The 16,109-nt window shown below is 48.8% G+C and carries 17 protein-coding genes; 15 read left to right on the forward strand and 2 right to left on the reverse strand.

The window, feature by feature from the left end; genetic code table 11:
- Window positions 1-28: 28 nt before the first annotated feature.
- The 11 genes from FAY32_RS00555 to FAY32_RS00600 all read left to right on the forward strand — a co-directional run bounded on the left by FAY32_RS00555 (window position 29) and on the right by FAY32_RS00600 (window position 9,757).
- A complete protein-coding gene (locus tag FAY32_RS00555; RefSeq protein WP_143461386.1) occupies window positions 29-1,360 on the forward strand; it encodes a glycoside hydrolase family 30 protein in 1,332 nt (443 codons plus the stop codon).
- 64 nt (window positions 1,361-1,424) lie between these two features.
- The gene (locus FAY32_RS14580) at window positions 1,425-1,571 is read left to right on the forward strand and encodes a hypothetical protein (protein WP_158727522.1); all 147 of its coding nucleotides are present in this window, start codon (window positions 1,425-1,427) and stop codon (window positions 1,569-1,571) included.
- A 53-nt stretch (window positions 1,572-1,624) separates the two neighbouring features.
- Complete coding sequence (locus FAY32_RS00560; RefSeq protein ID WP_143461387.1) at window positions 1,625-2,293, forward strand: type 1 glutamine amidotransferase; 669 nt, start codon at window positions 1,625-1,627, stop codon at window positions 2,291-2,293.
- Between the two features lie 347 nt (window positions 2,294-2,640).
- Window positions 2,641-3,615, forward strand: a complete 975-nt coding sequence (locus tag FAY32_RS00565; RefSeq protein ID WP_143461388.1) for an ADP-ribosyltransferase — start codon at window positions 2,641-2,643, stop codon at window positions 3,613-3,615.
- Window positions 3,616-3,816: 201 nt separating this feature from the next.
- Window positions 3,817-4,560, forward strand: a complete 744-nt coding sequence (locus FAY32_RS00570) for a lysophospholipid acyltransferase family protein (RefSeq protein WP_143461389.1) — start codon at window positions 3,817-3,819, stop codon at window positions 4,558-4,560.
- 3 nt (window positions 4,561-4,563) lie between these two features.
- Entirely contained in the window at window positions 4,564-5,385 is an 822-nt protein-coding gene (locus FAY32_RS00575; RefSeq protein ID WP_143461390.1) for a glycosyltransferase family 8 protein, read from the forward strand.
- A gap of 13 nt (window positions 5,386-5,398) precedes the next feature.
- A complete protein-coding gene (locus FAY32_RS00580) occupies window positions 5,399-6,337 on the forward strand; it encodes a glycosyltransferase family 8 protein (protein ID WP_143461391.1) in 939 nt (312 codons plus the stop codon).
- A gap of 5 nt (window positions 6,338-6,342) precedes the next feature.
- Window positions 6,343-7,224 carry a lysophospholipid acyltransferase family protein gene (locus tag FAY32_RS00585; RefSeq protein WP_143461892.1) on the forward strand — a complete coding sequence of 294 codons (882 nt, stop codon included), beginning with the start codon at window positions 6,343-6,345 and terminating at the stop codon, window positions 7,222-7,224.
- A 197-nt stretch (window positions 7,225-7,421) separates the two neighbouring features.
- Window positions 7,422-8,024: a TetR/AcrR family transcriptional regulator gene (locus tag FAY32_RS00590; protein WP_143461392.1), complete on the forward strand. Its 603-nt coding sequence runs from the start codon at window positions 7,422-7,424 to the stop codon at window positions 8,022-8,024.
- 357 nt (window positions 8,025-8,381) lie between these two features.
- Window positions 8,382-8,702, forward strand: a complete 321-nt coding sequence (locus FAY32_RS00595; RefSeq protein ID WP_143461393.1) for an arsenic metallochaperone ArsD family protein — start codon at window positions 8,382-8,384, stop codon at window positions 8,700-8,702.
- A gap of 179 nt (window positions 8,703-8,881) precedes the next feature.
- On the forward strand, window positions 8,882-9,757 hold the full coding sequence (locus FAY32_RS00600; protein WP_143461394.1) for a CAP domain-containing protein: 876 nt from the start codon (window positions 8,882-8,884) through the stop codon (window positions 9,755-9,757).
- A gap of 696 nt (window positions 9,758-10,453) precedes the next feature.
- Here the strand turns inward: FAY32_RS00600 and FAY32_RS00605 are convergent.
- Both FAY32_RS00605 and FAY32_RS00610 read right to left on the reverse strand, forming a co-directional pair.
- A complete protein-coding gene (locus tag FAY32_RS00605) occupies window positions 10,454-11,299 on the reverse strand; it encodes an alpha/beta fold hydrolase (protein ID WP_143461395.1) in 846 nt (281 codons plus the stop codon).
- Entirely contained in the window at window positions 11,296-11,673 is a 378-nt protein-coding gene (locus FAY32_RS00610) for a MarR family winged helix-turn-helix transcriptional regulator (RefSeq protein WP_225428254.1), read from the reverse strand. The genes FAY32_RS00605 and FAY32_RS00610 overlap by 4 nt, the downstream gene beginning before the upstream one ends.
- A 204-nt stretch (window positions 11,674-11,877) precedes the next feature.
- On the opposite strand from FAY32_RS00610, the gene FAY32_RS00615 reads away from it, so the two are divergent.
- The 4 genes from FAY32_RS00615 (at window position 11,878) to FAY32_RS00630 (ending at window position 16,109) form a co-directional block, all read left to right on the forward strand.
- Complete coding sequence (locus tag FAY32_RS00615) at window positions 11,878-12,603, forward strand: ABC transporter ATP-binding protein (protein WP_143461397.1); 726 nt, start codon at window positions 11,878-11,880, stop codon at window positions 12,601-12,603.
- Entirely contained in the window at window positions 12,600-13,820 is a 1,221-nt protein-coding gene (locus FAY32_RS00620) for an ABC transporter permease (RefSeq protein WP_143461398.1), read from the forward strand. Before FAY32_RS00615 ends, FAY32_RS00620 begins: the two co-directional genes overlap by 4 nt.
- An 84-nt stretch (window positions 13,821-13,904) precedes the next feature.
- Window positions 13,905-14,543, forward strand: coding sequence for a TetR/AcrR family transcriptional regulator (locus FAY32_RS00625; RefSeq protein WP_225428255.1), 639 nt, complete (start codon window positions 13,905-13,907; stop codon window positions 14,541-14,543).
- Window positions 14,544-14,918: 375 nt separating this feature from the next.
- Window positions 14,919-16,109 (forward strand): MFS transporter, encoded by a 1,191-nt coding sequence (locus tag FAY32_RS00630; protein WP_143461399.1) that lies wholly within the window; start codon window positions 14,919-14,921, stop codon window positions 16,107-16,109.

Genomic DNA, 16,109 nt, shown 5'->3' on the forward strand with positions numbered 1-16,109 from the left:
GCTTAAAAATTGAAAGGTGTGACGAAAAGTGAAAGCAACGCAGTATGAAACCACGCAACAGGAAAAATTGGTCGCAAAGCAGTTGGCAACAACGACAACCATCAACCACAACCATTTAAGTGTTGGAACGACTAAACAACAAGAAATCTGGGGGTTTGGTCAGACATTTAACGAGTTAGGAGCTGTGGCACTGCAGAATGCATCAGCTAAGACTCGTGAAGAAATTATGGATGACCTCTTTAAACCGGGTGTGGGGATGAACTACAGTATTTGCCGAATCCCAGTTGGAGCTAGTGATTACGCGATTAGTTGGTACAGTTCAGATGAAACACCGGATGATTATGATCTAGTAGATTTCTCTATCGAACGAGATAAGAAATATCTGCTTCCCTACATCAAGGCAGCACTAAAGAGAAATACAGATTTGAAGTTCTCGGCATCGCCATGGAGTCCACCAACCTGGATGAAGACTAAGCCAGTCTATAATTACGGCATCCTGAAGCATGATGCAAAGACACAACAGGCTTACGCAAATTACTTTGCAAAGTTTATCCGGGCCTATGACGCGGAGGGAGTTCACATTAGCGAACTGTATGTGCAAAATGAACCACAGCGGAATCAAAAGTTTCCTTCCTGTTACTGGACGGGAGAGGAGCTCCGTGATTTCATCAAGAACTACTTGGGACCGACCTTTGCAAAGCTGGGCTTGAAGACCGATATTTGGTTGGGAACAATTAATTCGCCATTAGAGGATACAGAAATGACTGAGGACAAGACAACAGACTATCCAGTCATTACGGAAACGGTGCTGAGCGATCCAGAAGCTTACAAGTATATCAAAGGCGTGACGTATCAGTGGGCTGGTAAGTCAGTGCTTCAGCGAACAGTCCAGTCATTCCCAGAGCTTAATTATCTGCAATCAGAAAGTGAATGTGGAAATGGGAAAAATACGTGGACGTATGCAGAATACATTTTCAATCTATACCGGCACTACTTTAACAATGGAGTCAATGGTTACTTGTATTGGAACTCTGTTCTAAATGCTGGTGGTGAGAGTAGTTGGGGTTGGCAACAAAATAGCCTAATTTCAATTGATGCGGAATCTGGCACGGTAACTTATAATCCAGAATATTATGTCATGAAGCATTACGCCCACTTTGTTAAGCCGGGGGCCCATATGTTGAATTACAAGGGTCACCTGTCGGGGGAATCAATTGCCTTTGAAAATCCAAATGGTCAGGTGGTCGTGGTCATGTCAAACAGCATGAATAATGGACGTGATATTTCGCTAGAAGTGAAGGGTGAAATCTTTACGGCAGCGATACAGGCGCATTCTTTCAATACATTTGTAATCGAATAGTGTATTAGCAAAGCGTGTCGGCAGTTGGCGGCACGTTTTTGCACTTTGGATAATAGTTAGCTTTATGGAAGAAGAAAAATTCGGTGGTTTTTTCTTCTTGTCGTTAGTTGAAGGTGACCAGAGTCGATATCTGGTCCAACACTTGCCAGCACAGCTACTATTGTTGATTTCGCCGTATGAACGGTCATTAAACGTTTTCTTCCTGGATTAACTTGCCGATGACGGGCGTATAATGGACCCAACAATGAAGGAGGGTCGATGCTGATGCGCGTCAATGTCTTACAACACACGCCCGACGAAGGTCCCGGCGCGATTCGGGATTGGGTGCATGCCAAGCACCACACTATGTTTGTTTACCATCCTGCTCAGTTTGGAAAGTTACCCACTGCGGCCGAAACGGATCTCTTGGTCATCTTAGGGGGGCCAATCAGTCCTAATGATGACCGCCCATGGATTGTTGCGGAACGCAAGTTGATTCAGCAACTATTGGCCACGCATACCCCAATTTTCGGGGCGTGTTTCGGGGCGCAACAGGTAGCCAAACAGCTGGGCGTTGCGGTGCGCAAGGCACCTGCCAAGGAAGTCGGTTGGGCCCCTGTCAGTCGGCAGAGCGATGTGATTCCGGGGTTACCAGACCAACTGGACGTCTTACACTGGCACGAGGACATGTTTGAGATACCGATCGGTGCGCAATTGCTATTTTCCAACGCACATGTTCGCAATCAGGGTTACTTGTATAACGGCAACGTCTTAGGTCTTCAGTTTCACTTGGAACCGCTGAGCGACAACGTCCGCGAAATGGTCGTGAATGACGGTGATTACATTGCGGGGTCTGTCCTGGGTCAAACTGCAGCGGAGATTCTTGCTAAGCCAGTGGCAACGGCCAATCAGCTGGCACTTTATCAACTATTGAATTTTATAACTGCCGACTGAGCGGGGGACACTAGGCGGTTAGTCAACGAGGATTAACGTAAGAAGAGAGATTGTGCTGGATTTTGGCATAATCTCTTTTTTGTGGTTAAGCACAACCAACGGTGTCCCCGTCTTTAAATTTGAACGGCATAATTAGGGGCGCTAAGACTAGTCAGATGTAGTCACTACAGACAGGCATGCTGGTCATAATCGGGCTTAAGTCTGGCGCTAACTGGACATCACTAAGCAGTTTTTAGGATTAATGGTTCAAGCAGCATACCATTATGGTATAATCATTTGCGAGGTTAAATGGGTGGCCGCTGACGGGGAAATTCAGCGGCCCCGTTACTTCAGAGGAGGAGTTTTTAATGATGAGAAACAGACGCTTTTTGGTGGTGGCAAGCTTGGGACTAGCATTGCTGGGTGGGGTGGCCGCAACGACCACCACGGCGAGTGCTAAGCAACATGAAAAGCCAACTTTTGTGATGATTACCAGTCAGACCAATTCGACCACGTCACGGGGGACCCAACAGTTAGTGACCAACCAGGCGGTTAAGGCCTTCGTGATGACTGACGCGAATACGCAGAGTGCTACAACGGTCATCGTCCCTAAGAACACGGCGCTGACCATCGTCCAGAAGCAGGCGACTGGCGATGTCGTCAAGGTGGCCGGGAGTGATCAACAGTTGTTCGTCAATATCCCAGCACAGGTCACCTACAGCAATCGGGCCATCAAGCTGACTCAGGCTGATTATCAACGGTTAGTGAAACAGTCCAAGGCGTGGGCTGGCAAATTAAGCGCCAAGCAGGTTAAGGTCGTCGGCGATTATACCGGTGACGCGTATGAACAGATGAACGCCGCCCTGCGGAATCCGGCGAAGCAAGCTAGCAAGAAGACACAACGGCGGGTTCAGTCTTTACAGACCAGTTTGAAGACCTTCAAGCTGACGAAGCCGCTGACCGTGTATCGTGGAACCTCGAAGTTGGGCTTGAAACTGTCCGTGGGTAAGCAGGCCGTCAAACCAGGTGTCGTCTATCAGGATGCCGCGTTTTCTTCAACGAGTTTGAACACAACGATTGCCAAGAGATTTGCAAGTAAGGTCATTTTAAAGATCAATTTACCAGTTGGCTATCATGGCGCCTACATTGATCCACTCTCCGTAAACAAAGGAGAGAAGGAATACCTATTGAATCCCGGTGCCAAATTAGTGGTGACCAAAATTCAGACGGTTAAGTCGCATACGACAGAACATCTCTATGTGAAGACCAAGAAACACGCAACAACCCATACGGAACATGCCAACTACACGTATCAATTAGTGACCTTAAATTTAATGCAGTAAGCAAAGCAGGACGTTCTGACACCAGCAATGGTGCTGATAGAACGTCCTTTTTTATGTGTGTGGACACTCACTTTTTTTGCGAAAGACGCTTGCATTCTAAAAGAAAGGTGCTATATTGTAATTGGTAAGTGAGTAATCACTCTGCCTATAAAAGTAATTGAGCACTCACTTAAAATGTGACGAGTAAGGGGGGAACTTACCATGCGAATGATTAGTTATCGGACCTTTCAAGACGATGTCGTCACCAGCCGTCATCAGGATTATCGGTTACCACCGGAGTTTGATTGGCAAGCTCCCGGGAAGCGTTGGCAGCGGCAACTCGTTCGGCTACTGGCAAAGGTCACCAGCATCGTTTACTGCCACTGGACCGTGACCTTTAAGAATGCTTGGCGATTGAAGATAGCCGGCCAACGAGGCTACGTGTTGTATGGGAACCATACACAGCCAACCGGTGATGTACTGATGCCGTACTATTTGGGTGACCGGCAACGGTTCAATGTCTTGGCGAGTCCCGCCAATCTGGGAATCCCCATACTGGGGTCGGTGATCTGCCTTGGCGGTGCGCTCCCAACGCCGCAGGGGCTGCAACAGATGCGGACATTCAACGCGATCGTGACTGACAAATTGCGCGCGGGAGAATGGGTGGTCATTTACCCGGAAGAGCACGTTTGGCCATACTACACCGGAATTCGGCCGTTCAATCTGAGTGCCTTTCATTTTCCGGTTGCGGCTCAGGTGCCGGCCTACTGTTTGACGGTGACCTATCACAAACGGTGGTGGCGTCGACGGCCAAAGCGCGTGGCGTACGTCGATGGTCCATTTGAACCAGACCGAAACTTGTCACCCAAGCAACAGCAGCATCAACTGGCCGATCAGATTCAAACGTGCATGACGAAGCGCGCGGCTAGCAGTAACGCGATTTACATTGATTACGAGGAGGGATAAGCGGTGAATGTTCTTTATTGTGGGGATGCGGCGATGAAACGGGGTCTGTTGATTTCAATCCTGTCGCTGATGAAGCAGGTCAAGGCCCCCTTGAAGATTTATATTCTGACGGCTCGGATGGAAAATGCGTCACAGCAATATCTACCATTAAGTCAGTCGACGGCGCAGCGACTTAACGGCCTCGTTCAGACCGCTAATCCTGAGAATCAGGTGACCCTGATCGACATCACAGACTTAGTTGATGCAACGCCGCCAACGGCCAATCTGAATACTATCTTCACACCGTGTTGTCTGTTGCGGCTGTATGCCGACCAGGTTTCCGAGTTGCCCGCCAGACTTTTATATTTAGATACCGACGTTATTTGCCGATTAGATTGTCAGTCATTTTATCAGCAAGACCTGACGGGGCTCGAATTGGCGGGCGTGTTGGACCACTATGGTCGTTGGTTTTTTCACCAGCACTGGCAACACTTCGACTACTTGAATTCCGGAATCTTACTCCTCAATTTAGCCGAAATCAGGCGAACCGGCCTGTTTGCTCGTTGCCGCCAGATGTGCCAAACGCAACAGTTGTTCATGCCCGATCAATCGGCACTCAACAAGCTCGTTGCCCACAAACGGGTGTTGCCACGGCGGTACAACGAACAACGGCGATTACACCGCAACACGGTCTTTCAACATTTTACGACCAGCTTTCGCTTTTTCCCTTGGCTACACGTCTTAACGGTCAAACCGTGGCAGGTCGATGCGATGCACAGTAAATTAAAATTGCACGAATACGATGACATTTTAGCCGACTATCAAAAATTAATTGTGACCCTGTAAGGAGGAACTTATCATGACCAAAACAATCCCATTTTTCTTCTCTATCAATGATGCCTACGCCCCGTTTTTATCTGTTGCAATCACGGCAATCACGACTCACGCAACGCCAACTCAGCACTACACCTTAACGATTCTGTACGATGACTTGAGTCGGGAAAATCAAATGCGCCTAGCAAGCCTAGCCACGACCAATGTGGCGATTCATTTTGTCCCGATGAGTGATCGGTTGAGTGCCTTACAGGGGGAACACATGAAGCTCCGTGGCGATACCTTTACGCTCACCATTTATTTCCGACTGTTCATTGCCGCGATGTTTCCGCAATACGATCAGGCCATCTATTTGGACGCGGATGTGGTGCCCACAACGGACATTGCGGAGTTGTTCGATTATGACTTGGGGACGAATTTAGTCGGTGCCGTCGCTGATACCTTTGCGGCGGACAATCCCCAGAGTATTCAGTACGTTGAGCACCACTTACAATTGCCGATCGACGATTACTTTAATTCGGGTGTGATGGTGATGAACCTGAAGCAGATGCGTGCAGAGCGATTCAATGAGACCTTTAGCCATCTGTTGACCAGTTACCACGCCGAGTTTATTGCTCCGGATCAAGATTACCTGAACCTGTTGTGCCGGAACCGCGTTTTGAAGTTGGACCGGGCCTGGAACGTGATGCCAACGACCCAGGCGCGGGTGGCCGACCCTAAGCTCCTGCACTACAGCTTGTTTGGGAAGCCGTGGCACTATAGCGATGCCCAGAACGGTGAATACTTCTGGGAGCTGGCACCGAAATCGCCATACTACGCTGAAATCAAAGCCATTCAGCAGGGCTATACGGATGACCAACGGAAGCAGGATCGTACAACGGAGCAGGGCCTCTTGGGGCAACTCGACAAGTTTTCAAAATTGACAAACAATGACGTTCAACGGATGCGAACAGAATTGGAGTGAGCGATATGATTATTGGTGGGATGAAGGAAAAAGTTGTGGCCAACATTGAACAGGATGTCTTGGCTGGTAATCTCAATGCAAAAGTCGAAGTGAGCGATCCCGTCTTTACGAAGGCCGAACAAAAAACGGTTATCCGGCAGTACCTCCAGCAGGACGGCACGTGGCGTTACCGCTTGAACAACCACGTCTCGCGGCAGGTGGCCAGCTTGGCGACTCGATACTTTAATCGGCGGACATCATTTGAAGGGGTCGCGAATCTCAGGGGCATTACCGGTGGCGCCATCATTACCAGCAATCACTTTAACCCCCTGGACAATACGGTCGTTCGGCGGCTAGTCCAGCGCACTAGTAAAAAGCGGCTGTACATTGTCAGTCGCGATACTAATTTGGAAATGGGCGGGGTCATCGGCTACCTCATGCGTTACTACGATACGATCCCAATTAGTGATGATAAGGAATATGCAGGACGAATTTTCCCACAGTTGGTCGAAAAAGTCCTGACCGCCAAGCAATATCTCTTAATTTACCCGGAACAGGAGATGTGGTTCAATTACCGCAAGCCACGACCGGTTAAGCGGGGCGCCTACTATTATGCCGCTAAGTTCGGGGTGCCCATCATCTCGTGTTTTGTAGAAATTGTGGATTTACCACGCGTGGACAATGCCGAGTTTGACCAGACGCGCTACGTGATGCACGTGCTCAAGCCAATCTATCCGGACCCCAACCAGTCGGTGCGGGAGAATAGCCGAGCCATGATGGCGATTGACTATCAGCAGAAGAAGGCGGCTTATGAGCAGGCTTATGGAAAGCCGCTCACGTATCGGTTCGAACCCGATGATGTTGCTGGCTGGCGCGGCGAACGGCTGCCAGTTCATCCTGACGAGTAAGATTGACAGTTTCCAAGGATGGCCCATGCCTGTTCTAGCAATAATAGTGGGGTAAAACTGAGTAACTTGGTGGCTCGGTCGCCTTACCGGTCGGCAGATAGGGGCTGTTCTAGCCGATATCTGGCAGTATAATTAAGCTAGTCAGCTATTGTGGTAGTGACGAGTTAGACTAGAAGAAATGAGTGGAGCGACGACTGATGAAAAAGAGTGACCAGCAACGGCAGAACATTATCGATGTGGGACGCGCGCTGTTTGCGAAGAATGGCTATGCGGGGACCTCGACTCGCATGATCAATGAGCAGGCAGGTATCGCAGAAGGCCTGCTATACTACTATTTTCCGCAGGGTAAACGGCAGTTGCTAGATACCATCGTGCATGACGGCATCGTCGCGCGAAGAAATACTGCGGCAATTCAACTGCAGGATTGGCACGCCGATAACTTGGCAGACCAAGTGATGACCCTCTTTCACACATTTTGGCAATCCTTCGACAATGATGCTGGCTATCAATCGTTTCTGATTACGATTCGGGAACGCCCCCTGCTATCTGCCGAACAGTCGCAATGGCTGATCAGCACGATCGAAGGCGTTCAGGAGCAGATTACGACGGCCCTCCGCGGTGTTGATCCGCGGCCCGAACAGCGGGAGCGCTTAGCCACCATTGCCCAACTGATCATGTCTATTTTTCAACGCACGGTCTATGACGAACTGTTGATTCGAGATAGCCGTAACCCGGCGGCAATGGATCGGGCGGATGTCCGTCGTGAGATTTGCTTGGTCTTGGAATTGATGAAAAAATGATATAACTTAGAATCGACTTTTTAGACACTCAGTTCTGAAAAAGTCGATTTTGTTTTGCTATTAGGGAGCCAAAACGTGGGACGCCAGGCAGTTGGCGGTAACGTAGTGTCTGGCGGAGAACGCCCCGATGACAGCTGCGATGACGAGTTATAGTCGGGGTTCGCCCTGACAGTCACTGGTTAGCGTACGCTACGGTTATGAAAAGGATGTGTGAAAAAGGTTACAAAAATCTTTGGTTGCGAACTGTGTCTGAAAGCGCTATCATTCAAATAGACATGACCCGTGATTACTGAGTCGGTGGACTGTTTGAAAGTACGCGATCGGTTGCGAATCGGTCCGGAGTTGAGGAGGAGCAAGATGACGCAGATTAAGATATACGAAGGCACATCTGGCTGTGCAACAGGTCAAACTGAAAGTAGGTTGGTGGCCAATCTGGCCCGTATTTCCATGGCAACGCGGACACTGAATCAACGAGACGATGTTCAGCTGATACGTTACGATTTAACGCAGGATAGCAATCAATTTATTTGTGATCAACGTGTAGCGGATTTGATTGCGGCCAAGGGTGGCGCGGCCCTGCCCATTACGATGGTCGACAATGAAATCGTCAAGCAGGGGCAATATCCGACGACGCCAGAGTTAGCCCGTTATTGTGACGGAGCTTCAGTGTCGTTGTGAATGTAAAGAAATCGGGGCGATGACAATGGTCATGGCCCTTTTGATTGGTTTAAATCACACTACGGACTAATAGTGCGCGGCATGTGCTATAAAATTAGTAATAGGAAATAGTAATTAATAGGTTGTGCCATTTGACATGTACTCCTATACTTAAGCTATCATGAGGAGGTAAACAACTAATGAAATTATCACGGCAACTGAAAGGACTATTGGTCCTGGTTCTGGCAATCGGGGGCATTGCGAGTGTGACCCCAGCAGCGGCAAAACAGTCATCCAAGGGAATCGTGCTTAAGATGACCAAAGTGACCACCAAGCCGTATCATGCGACTAAGGGGAAGATTTATCGCAACACGAGCCTGACCAAGGTGGCGCATAACGCCAAGAACTATCCGCGGACAACGCTGTACGTTACCAAACACGCGACGATTCGTAAGGCAAACCACCAGCGGGCCGTTTATTACTACATAGGTAAAGGAAAAGCGAAGGGTTGGATCTGGCACGGTTATTTAAAGGCGGGAAAGGTAGCTAAAAAATCAACCACAAAGTCAACCCAAAAGTCGGTTCAAGCAGTAGCAACAACTACTACTGCTACTACTACTACGCAACCCACAACCAAGACCGCCTTTGATGCAGCTAAGATGTCCCAAAACTTCCTAGCAATCGTCAATCAGGAACGGGCAAAGGTTGGGGTAGCTCCATTGACGTTGAATAGCAAGCTGACCAATCTTGCCAATCAGCGGGCAAAGGACAATGCGGATATCAATACGCTCTCTCACACGGATGCGCAAGGCAATGCCATGTTTGAAAAGGAAGCAGATCAGTTTGGTGTCGGCAATTGGTTAACCTGGTCGGAATGTCTCTACATGTCCGGTTATGATTCCTTAAGCTTTAACTTTGGGAAGGATGCCGCCGATGGCTACTTGTACGATGATGCGGATTCCAATTGGGGTCACCGGTTGAACTTGATTAGTTCAGAGACGACCCAGATTGGAATTGGGTGGTACGTGAAGTCAGGGACGCACACGGTTTATAACGCGATTGATCAGACAAACTAAATCATTACCAAAAAAGCAGGTGCCGTCGATTGTGGACGTCACCTGCTTTATTAGTAATTGAACTAAACGTTGAAAGTTCCAAATCATGGCTCATGCCTATTCTAACAACAGTGGCCTTAAAAGTAGGCAACTTGGTGGTCTGGTCGCCTTACCGGCCGGCAGATATGAGCTGGAACGGTGCGAACGCAACTTGAAGCCTCGAAGGTCACGAGTCTACAAGCTTGGTTTTCTACTAAGTCAGTAAGAAAAGCACTTACTGACTTAGTAGAACGACGCGCCTGAGCTCATATCTGCCGACCTCTCGGCTTACATTGTGCGCTCAGACGACTTTGAGAATAACCGTAAGGGTCGTTATCAATTGAATCCCAAAAATGCCAAGTAGCTATGGTCTACAATCGTATCTTGATAAAACACTGTCAGCGCCGGAGGAGGCCAGGGATGGAGCCAGCCGTGAAAGTGGTGTTAGCTGGCGATTTTTTTCAGCCAGCTTACACCACGGGCGACTTTGGAGACACGTGGTCTTCGTGGCTTCAAATCGAGCGAGAAGACTGGTGTTCTGCCAGTCTGAAGCGTCCCCACAGCAGGTGGAATCTCTGGCAGCCGGAGTGCGCCCAATTTAGCCTAATTTAACGGCGCGACTGCTTAACCATACTGAGATGAGGCCTGAATTTTATCTTTCAATCTTTAGTAATTGAACTAAACGTTAAAATACTGAATGATCAGTTGCGCGATGGTCCTAGCGTGAGTTTCCAACGCAAAATGACCAGCATCGAGCAGGTCGACCTCAGTATTGGGATCGTCTCGTTTGAAGGCTTCGGCACCGGGGTAAATGAATGAGGGATCATTTTTCCCCCAAACGGCCAGGAGCTGAGGTTGGTGTGCACGTAGGTAGGCTTGAAACTTTGGATAAAGCTTGATGTTGTTCTGATAGTCAAAGATCAGATCTAGCTGTCTCTCAGCGTAACCTGGCGTCTGCGTGTAGGCAATGTCCAGCGTGTAGCCGTCAGGGCTGACCGTATCAGGTCGTGTCCCCGTTAGATACTGACCCTTGATAGTTGCTGGTGCAAAGGCAGTTCGGTAGCTGGCTCGTTTTTCAGCTGTTGGCTGTGTCCAGAAGTCTTGACGGTCAGCCCATTTAGGTCCCAATCCTTCTTGGTAGACGTTCCCATTTTGGCTTATAATTCCCTGAATCCAGTCTGGATGCTGAGTGGCGATCCGAAAGCCAATTGGTGCCCCGTAGTCGAATACGTAGAGGTAAGCGGGAGTTAAGTCCAATTTTTCCATGAAGGCCGTCATGATTTCCGCAAGGTGGTCAAAGGTATAGGCAAATTGACTGCGATCCGGTGAGGCAGATTGGCCGAAACCGGGGTAGTCTGGTGCAATCAGATGGAAATGGTCTTCCAATTGGGGCATGAGGTCCCGGAACATGTGGCTAGCCGAAGGAAAGCCGTGAAATAAGAGTAGCGTCGGTCGATCAGGCTGGCCGGCCTCGCGATAGAAAATTGATAAACCTTGAATTTGTGTGGTGTGATAACTAATCATAGCAAGTCCTCCCGAATTTTTTGATTGTTATTGGTTAAGAGCTGCGTCATTGGGGCCTTTTGGTCGCCTAATAAGTTGTCGGTCGTCTGACTAAAGGTGGCCAGGCAGGCATTGGCGATTTGAAGAAAGCCAACGCTCGCAGGAGCAAGCGCAATCTGAGTCGCACGTCCTTGGGCGGTCAAGGTGACCAGTTGTTTGTTGGCTAAAGTCTTGACCATTCGCGAAATACTGGAGCGCTCATAACCGAGACGGTGACTGAGTTGCTGAATCGTCAGGGGATGGGTATCCTCGAGGGTCATCATAATGTAGGCGTAGGCGGGTTTCATCCCGGTGGGGGCGTAGATTTTATCGGCGAGTTGCTCTATAGATCGCATGTAGCGGGCTGCCGTGAAGTAAGCGCAGGTGGTTGTAAAATGATGGGGCATCTGAACACGTCCTTTTTGTATCGTGTACATACATGATAGGCTTTTTTTGAAAAAATAGCCAGCTTTTATTGACAAAAAAGTCAGGTGAGCTTATACTCACTTTATCAGGTAAGTAATTACTCACTCACTAAAATTGTTTTGGGAGGTAGTCTAATGACAAATGCAATTATTGAACTCGATCATCTTGCGAAAAAGTTTGGCAACGAGACCGTCTTAAAAGATATCAACATGACCCTGAAAAAGGGTGAAATCATTGGCTTAATTGGACCATCGGGGGCTGGTAAGTCGACCGTCATCAAGGTGACACTGGGCATGGAAGTTGCGAGCGGTGGTTCCGCTAAAGTTTTCGATACCGTCATGCCCAACCGTGAGCTGTTAGGGCGGATTGGGTATATGGCACAGACCGATGCCTTGTATGATGCTTTGACTGGTCGCGAAAACCTAAAGTTTTACGGCCAGATGAAAGGAATTTCCAAGCAAGCGATGACAGAGGAAGTTGATCACGCCGCTAAAGTGGTGGATTTAACGGATGATTTAGACAAACGGGTCTCGGGTTATTCTGGGGGAATGATGCGGCGGTTGTCATTAGCCATCGCCTTACTGGGAAGCCCAGAACTGCTGATTTTGGATGAACCGACCGTGGGAATCGATCCCGCATTGCGGCGGCAGATCTGGAAAGAACTGGGAAGTATCCGCGACGAAGGCCGGAGTATTTTAATCACGACCCACGTGATGGATGAAGCCGAGCTGTGTGACCGGGTGGCATTGCTGCTGGGTGGCAAGGTCATGGCGTTCGACAAGCCGGCCTCCCTAGAAGCCCAGTACCAGGTTGCAACGATCGAAGACGTATTCTTAAAGGCGGAGGGTGTTGAACAATGAGAACGATTGCGATTATGAATCGGGTTCTAAAGGAACTCTTCAGGGATAAGCGGACATTGGCACTGATGTTTTTGGCGCCAATTCTAGTCATGTTATTGATGAGTGTGATCTTTAACACCAACTCCACGACCGATGTAAACGTGGGGACGGTTGCAGTTACTCAGAAACTAAATCAAGAGATGGGGAGCATTAAGCACGTTAATGTGAAGACTTACGCCACGAAGCGTGCTGCGAAGAAGGCGTTGGCTAATGAAAAGATCGATGCCATCATTAAGAAAAATGGCAATAACTACAGCTTGACTTACGCCAACACTGACTCTACCAAGACGGCCGCTGTGAAATTAGCCTTCAAAAATGGCTTGACCGCGACGAGTATCAGTCAATTGAAGTCGGCATTGAAGAAGAGCACGACCGGAATGGTCAAGTTACAGGCGCAATTACAAGCCATGCAGAAGCAGCAAGTTGCCGCAAAGGCACCGACTAACGCGACGGCCGCTGCGGTGGCTGCCAAACAGGCAACTGCCACCAAGGCGACGGCAACGAACAACAGTACCAAGAGTACCAGCCAGACCACGCCGAAAATCACCAACCATTACGTTTATGGTGATAAGGATACCGGCTACTTTGCAAAGATGTTGCCAATTCTGATGGGCTTCTTCGTTTTCTTCTTCGTCTTCCTGATTTCTGGAATGGCGCTGTTGAAGGAACGGACAACGGGAACTTTGGATCGCTTATTGGCAACGCCAGTGAAACGGTCTGCCATCGTCTTTGGGTACATGTTGAGTTACGGCATTCTTGCCGTGGTTCAAACGATTGTCATTGTCCTGGTCACCGTTTGGTTGTTAGGTATGGAAGTTGTTGGCAACATGGTGAGTGTCGTGGTCGTTAACCTACTGTTGGCCTTAGTAGCCCTGGCCTTCGGAATTTTGCTCTCAACTTTTGCCAACTCTGAATTCCAAATGATGCAGTTCATTCCACTGGTTGTGATTCCGCAAGTCTTCTTCTCCGGCATTATTCCGTTGGATTCGATGGCTGATTGGGTCAAAGACATTTCCTACATCATTCCACTGAAATACTCTGGGGATGCCGTCAGTGATATCATCATGCGCGGGACATCGATCTTTAACGAAGGCGGTAACCTGCTGGTACTCCTAGCATTCCTGGTGGTTTTGACGGTCCTCAACGTCGTGGGATTGAAACGTTACCGAAAAGTTTAGGCTAGCGTTCAACGAACCAGCTTACGTACGCGACCGTGTATAATGGGAATACGGCTGTAGAAACTAACAGAAAGGGTGAATGATGTGGAGCCAAATATTTTCAGCAGTTATCGCGAGTGGCTAGAGCATGAAAAGATGCCAAAGGGGAAAAAGGCGGCGTTGGTGGCCGCCATGGAACTTTTTTCCGAAACGGGGTTTGATGGGACCTCGACCGTCCAGGTGGCGGAGCGAGCCGGAATTAGTCAGGCTACGATTTTTAAGTATTTTCACACGAAGCAAGACCTGATGTTGGCGATTGTGAAGCCGGTCATGGAACACCTTTTTCCAGCTTACCGGGATGAATTCTTCCACGGTATCAGTGAACGCAAGACGTTACCGGAAATGGTGGCATTTATCGTGACCGATCGCTATCAATTTATCAAGAATAACGAGCAAGCCGTTAAGATCCTGGCCATGGAGATGATGACCAATGAAGAGATGCGGCAACTGTTTGGCAAATTAGCGATAACCAATAACTTTAACTTCCCTGGTGAACTTTTAAATGATTTTCGCCGGACGGGACAATTGCGAGATGACATTGACGTTGCTGGCCTGATGCGTATTTTAGCGGGGCAGCTGGTCATGTACGTGATTCAATCGACCTTTGTCCCCGACCTCGTTCAGGGTGAGCAGGCAGATTTAAAACTGATTACAGCCCAAATCGTACGGACAATCAGTAAGTAAAATCGGATTAAAAATAGTCATGCTAGGAAAGATCAGAAGTCGTGTAGACTGGTCTGCTGGGCATGACTATTTTTGTAGGTTTAGAAGTGAACGGTTGCAGGGTTAAATCGGTGTCGTCAAGGGGGGCACTGGAGCTAGTTAGTTTGGGCTAAGATCCTAAAAACTACGATTTTGAACTGTATTTCGGGAAAAGTAAGGGATGTCGGGAAATTTTAAACAGTTGTCACCCAATGGTTGACGTTAATTTACTGGAATAAATTTACTGATTAGTAAGTTATGCGGATGACTTTTCTGATTTACCTTTGCCACGGTCAACTGGGATGCGGTACACTGTTAATTAGAATCTTAAAACCGCTTTCAAGGAGGTCATCGGTCGTGAAAAAATATCGCTGGCAAGCCATCGCACTGGTACTTGTCGCTTTTATGTTGGGGTGTAATGAATTTATGGTGGTCGGGGTGATTTCAGATATCGCCCACTCGCTGAACGTCACGGTCGCTGCGGCCGGTTATTTAGTGACGATGTTTGCCATTGTTTATGCAATCAGTACGCCAGTGATTACGGTGCTGACGAACCGCTTTGGCCGCTACCCGCTATTGATGACGCTGATGGTGATCTTTCTGATTGGAAATACGTGGAGTGGGTTTGCCGGCACTTACTGGACATTTTTAGGATCACGGTTGATTACGGCGGCCGTGGCGGGATCGATTGAAGCCATGATCATTGTTTTTGCTAATGACATTGCCCCACGCAATAAGCGCGCAATGCTGATTTCGTGGATTGCGGCGGGCTTCAGTGTGGCCTCCGTGGTTGGGGTCCCTGTGGGCGCTGCCATCAGTGCCGCCAGCAGTTGGCACGTGACCTTCCATTTGATTTCCGGACTGAGCTTGATCACGTGCTTGATTTTAGGGTGGCTGCTGCCGAAAAAGGGGACTCACGTTTCTGGGGGCATTAAGGATCAACTCGTCTTACTGACGGATCGTCGCATTTATTTAGGGGCAGTATTGGTTCTCTTCTCAGCAGCAACGTTATACGCTTATTACACGTACATTCGGCCGCTACTGACCACACAACTGGGCTTTGATTTAAAGACGATGACCCTGATGCTGTCCTTACTAGGGGTCATGGACATTATCGGCAACCGCCTATCCGGAACGATTGCGGGGAGAAGTGGCGTCCGCACGCTTCCCTGGTTCTACTTGGCACAGATTGGGTTGTTCTTACTGATGCCGGTCGCGCTATCGGCAACGTGGCCCGGGTACACGGTCTTACTGATTTTGATGTTACTGATCCCGATTATCAACTCACCCATTCAGGTTCACTTCCTGGATGTTGCCGAGGCGGATTATCCGCAGGCAACGGCCTTTGCATCCTCGCTCAATGCTATCTTCTATAATGTTGGAATTTCATTGGGGTCGGCAACGGCGGCGGGGTCGTTGACTCATTTTGGCCTCAAACATCTCAGCTGGGGGAGTCTCGTATTTGCCGTGATCGCCCTGATCCTGACGATTTTATTGAACCGGGCGATTGCTGAACGAAGACAGACACCGGGGCTTGAACACGAATAA

Source organism: Levilactobacillus enshiensis (genome assembly GCF_007115095.1).
In the GTDB taxonomy this organism is placed as follows: domain Bacteria; phylum Bacillota; class Bacilli; order Lactobacillales; family Lactobacillaceae; genus Levilactobacillus; species Levilactobacillus enshiensis.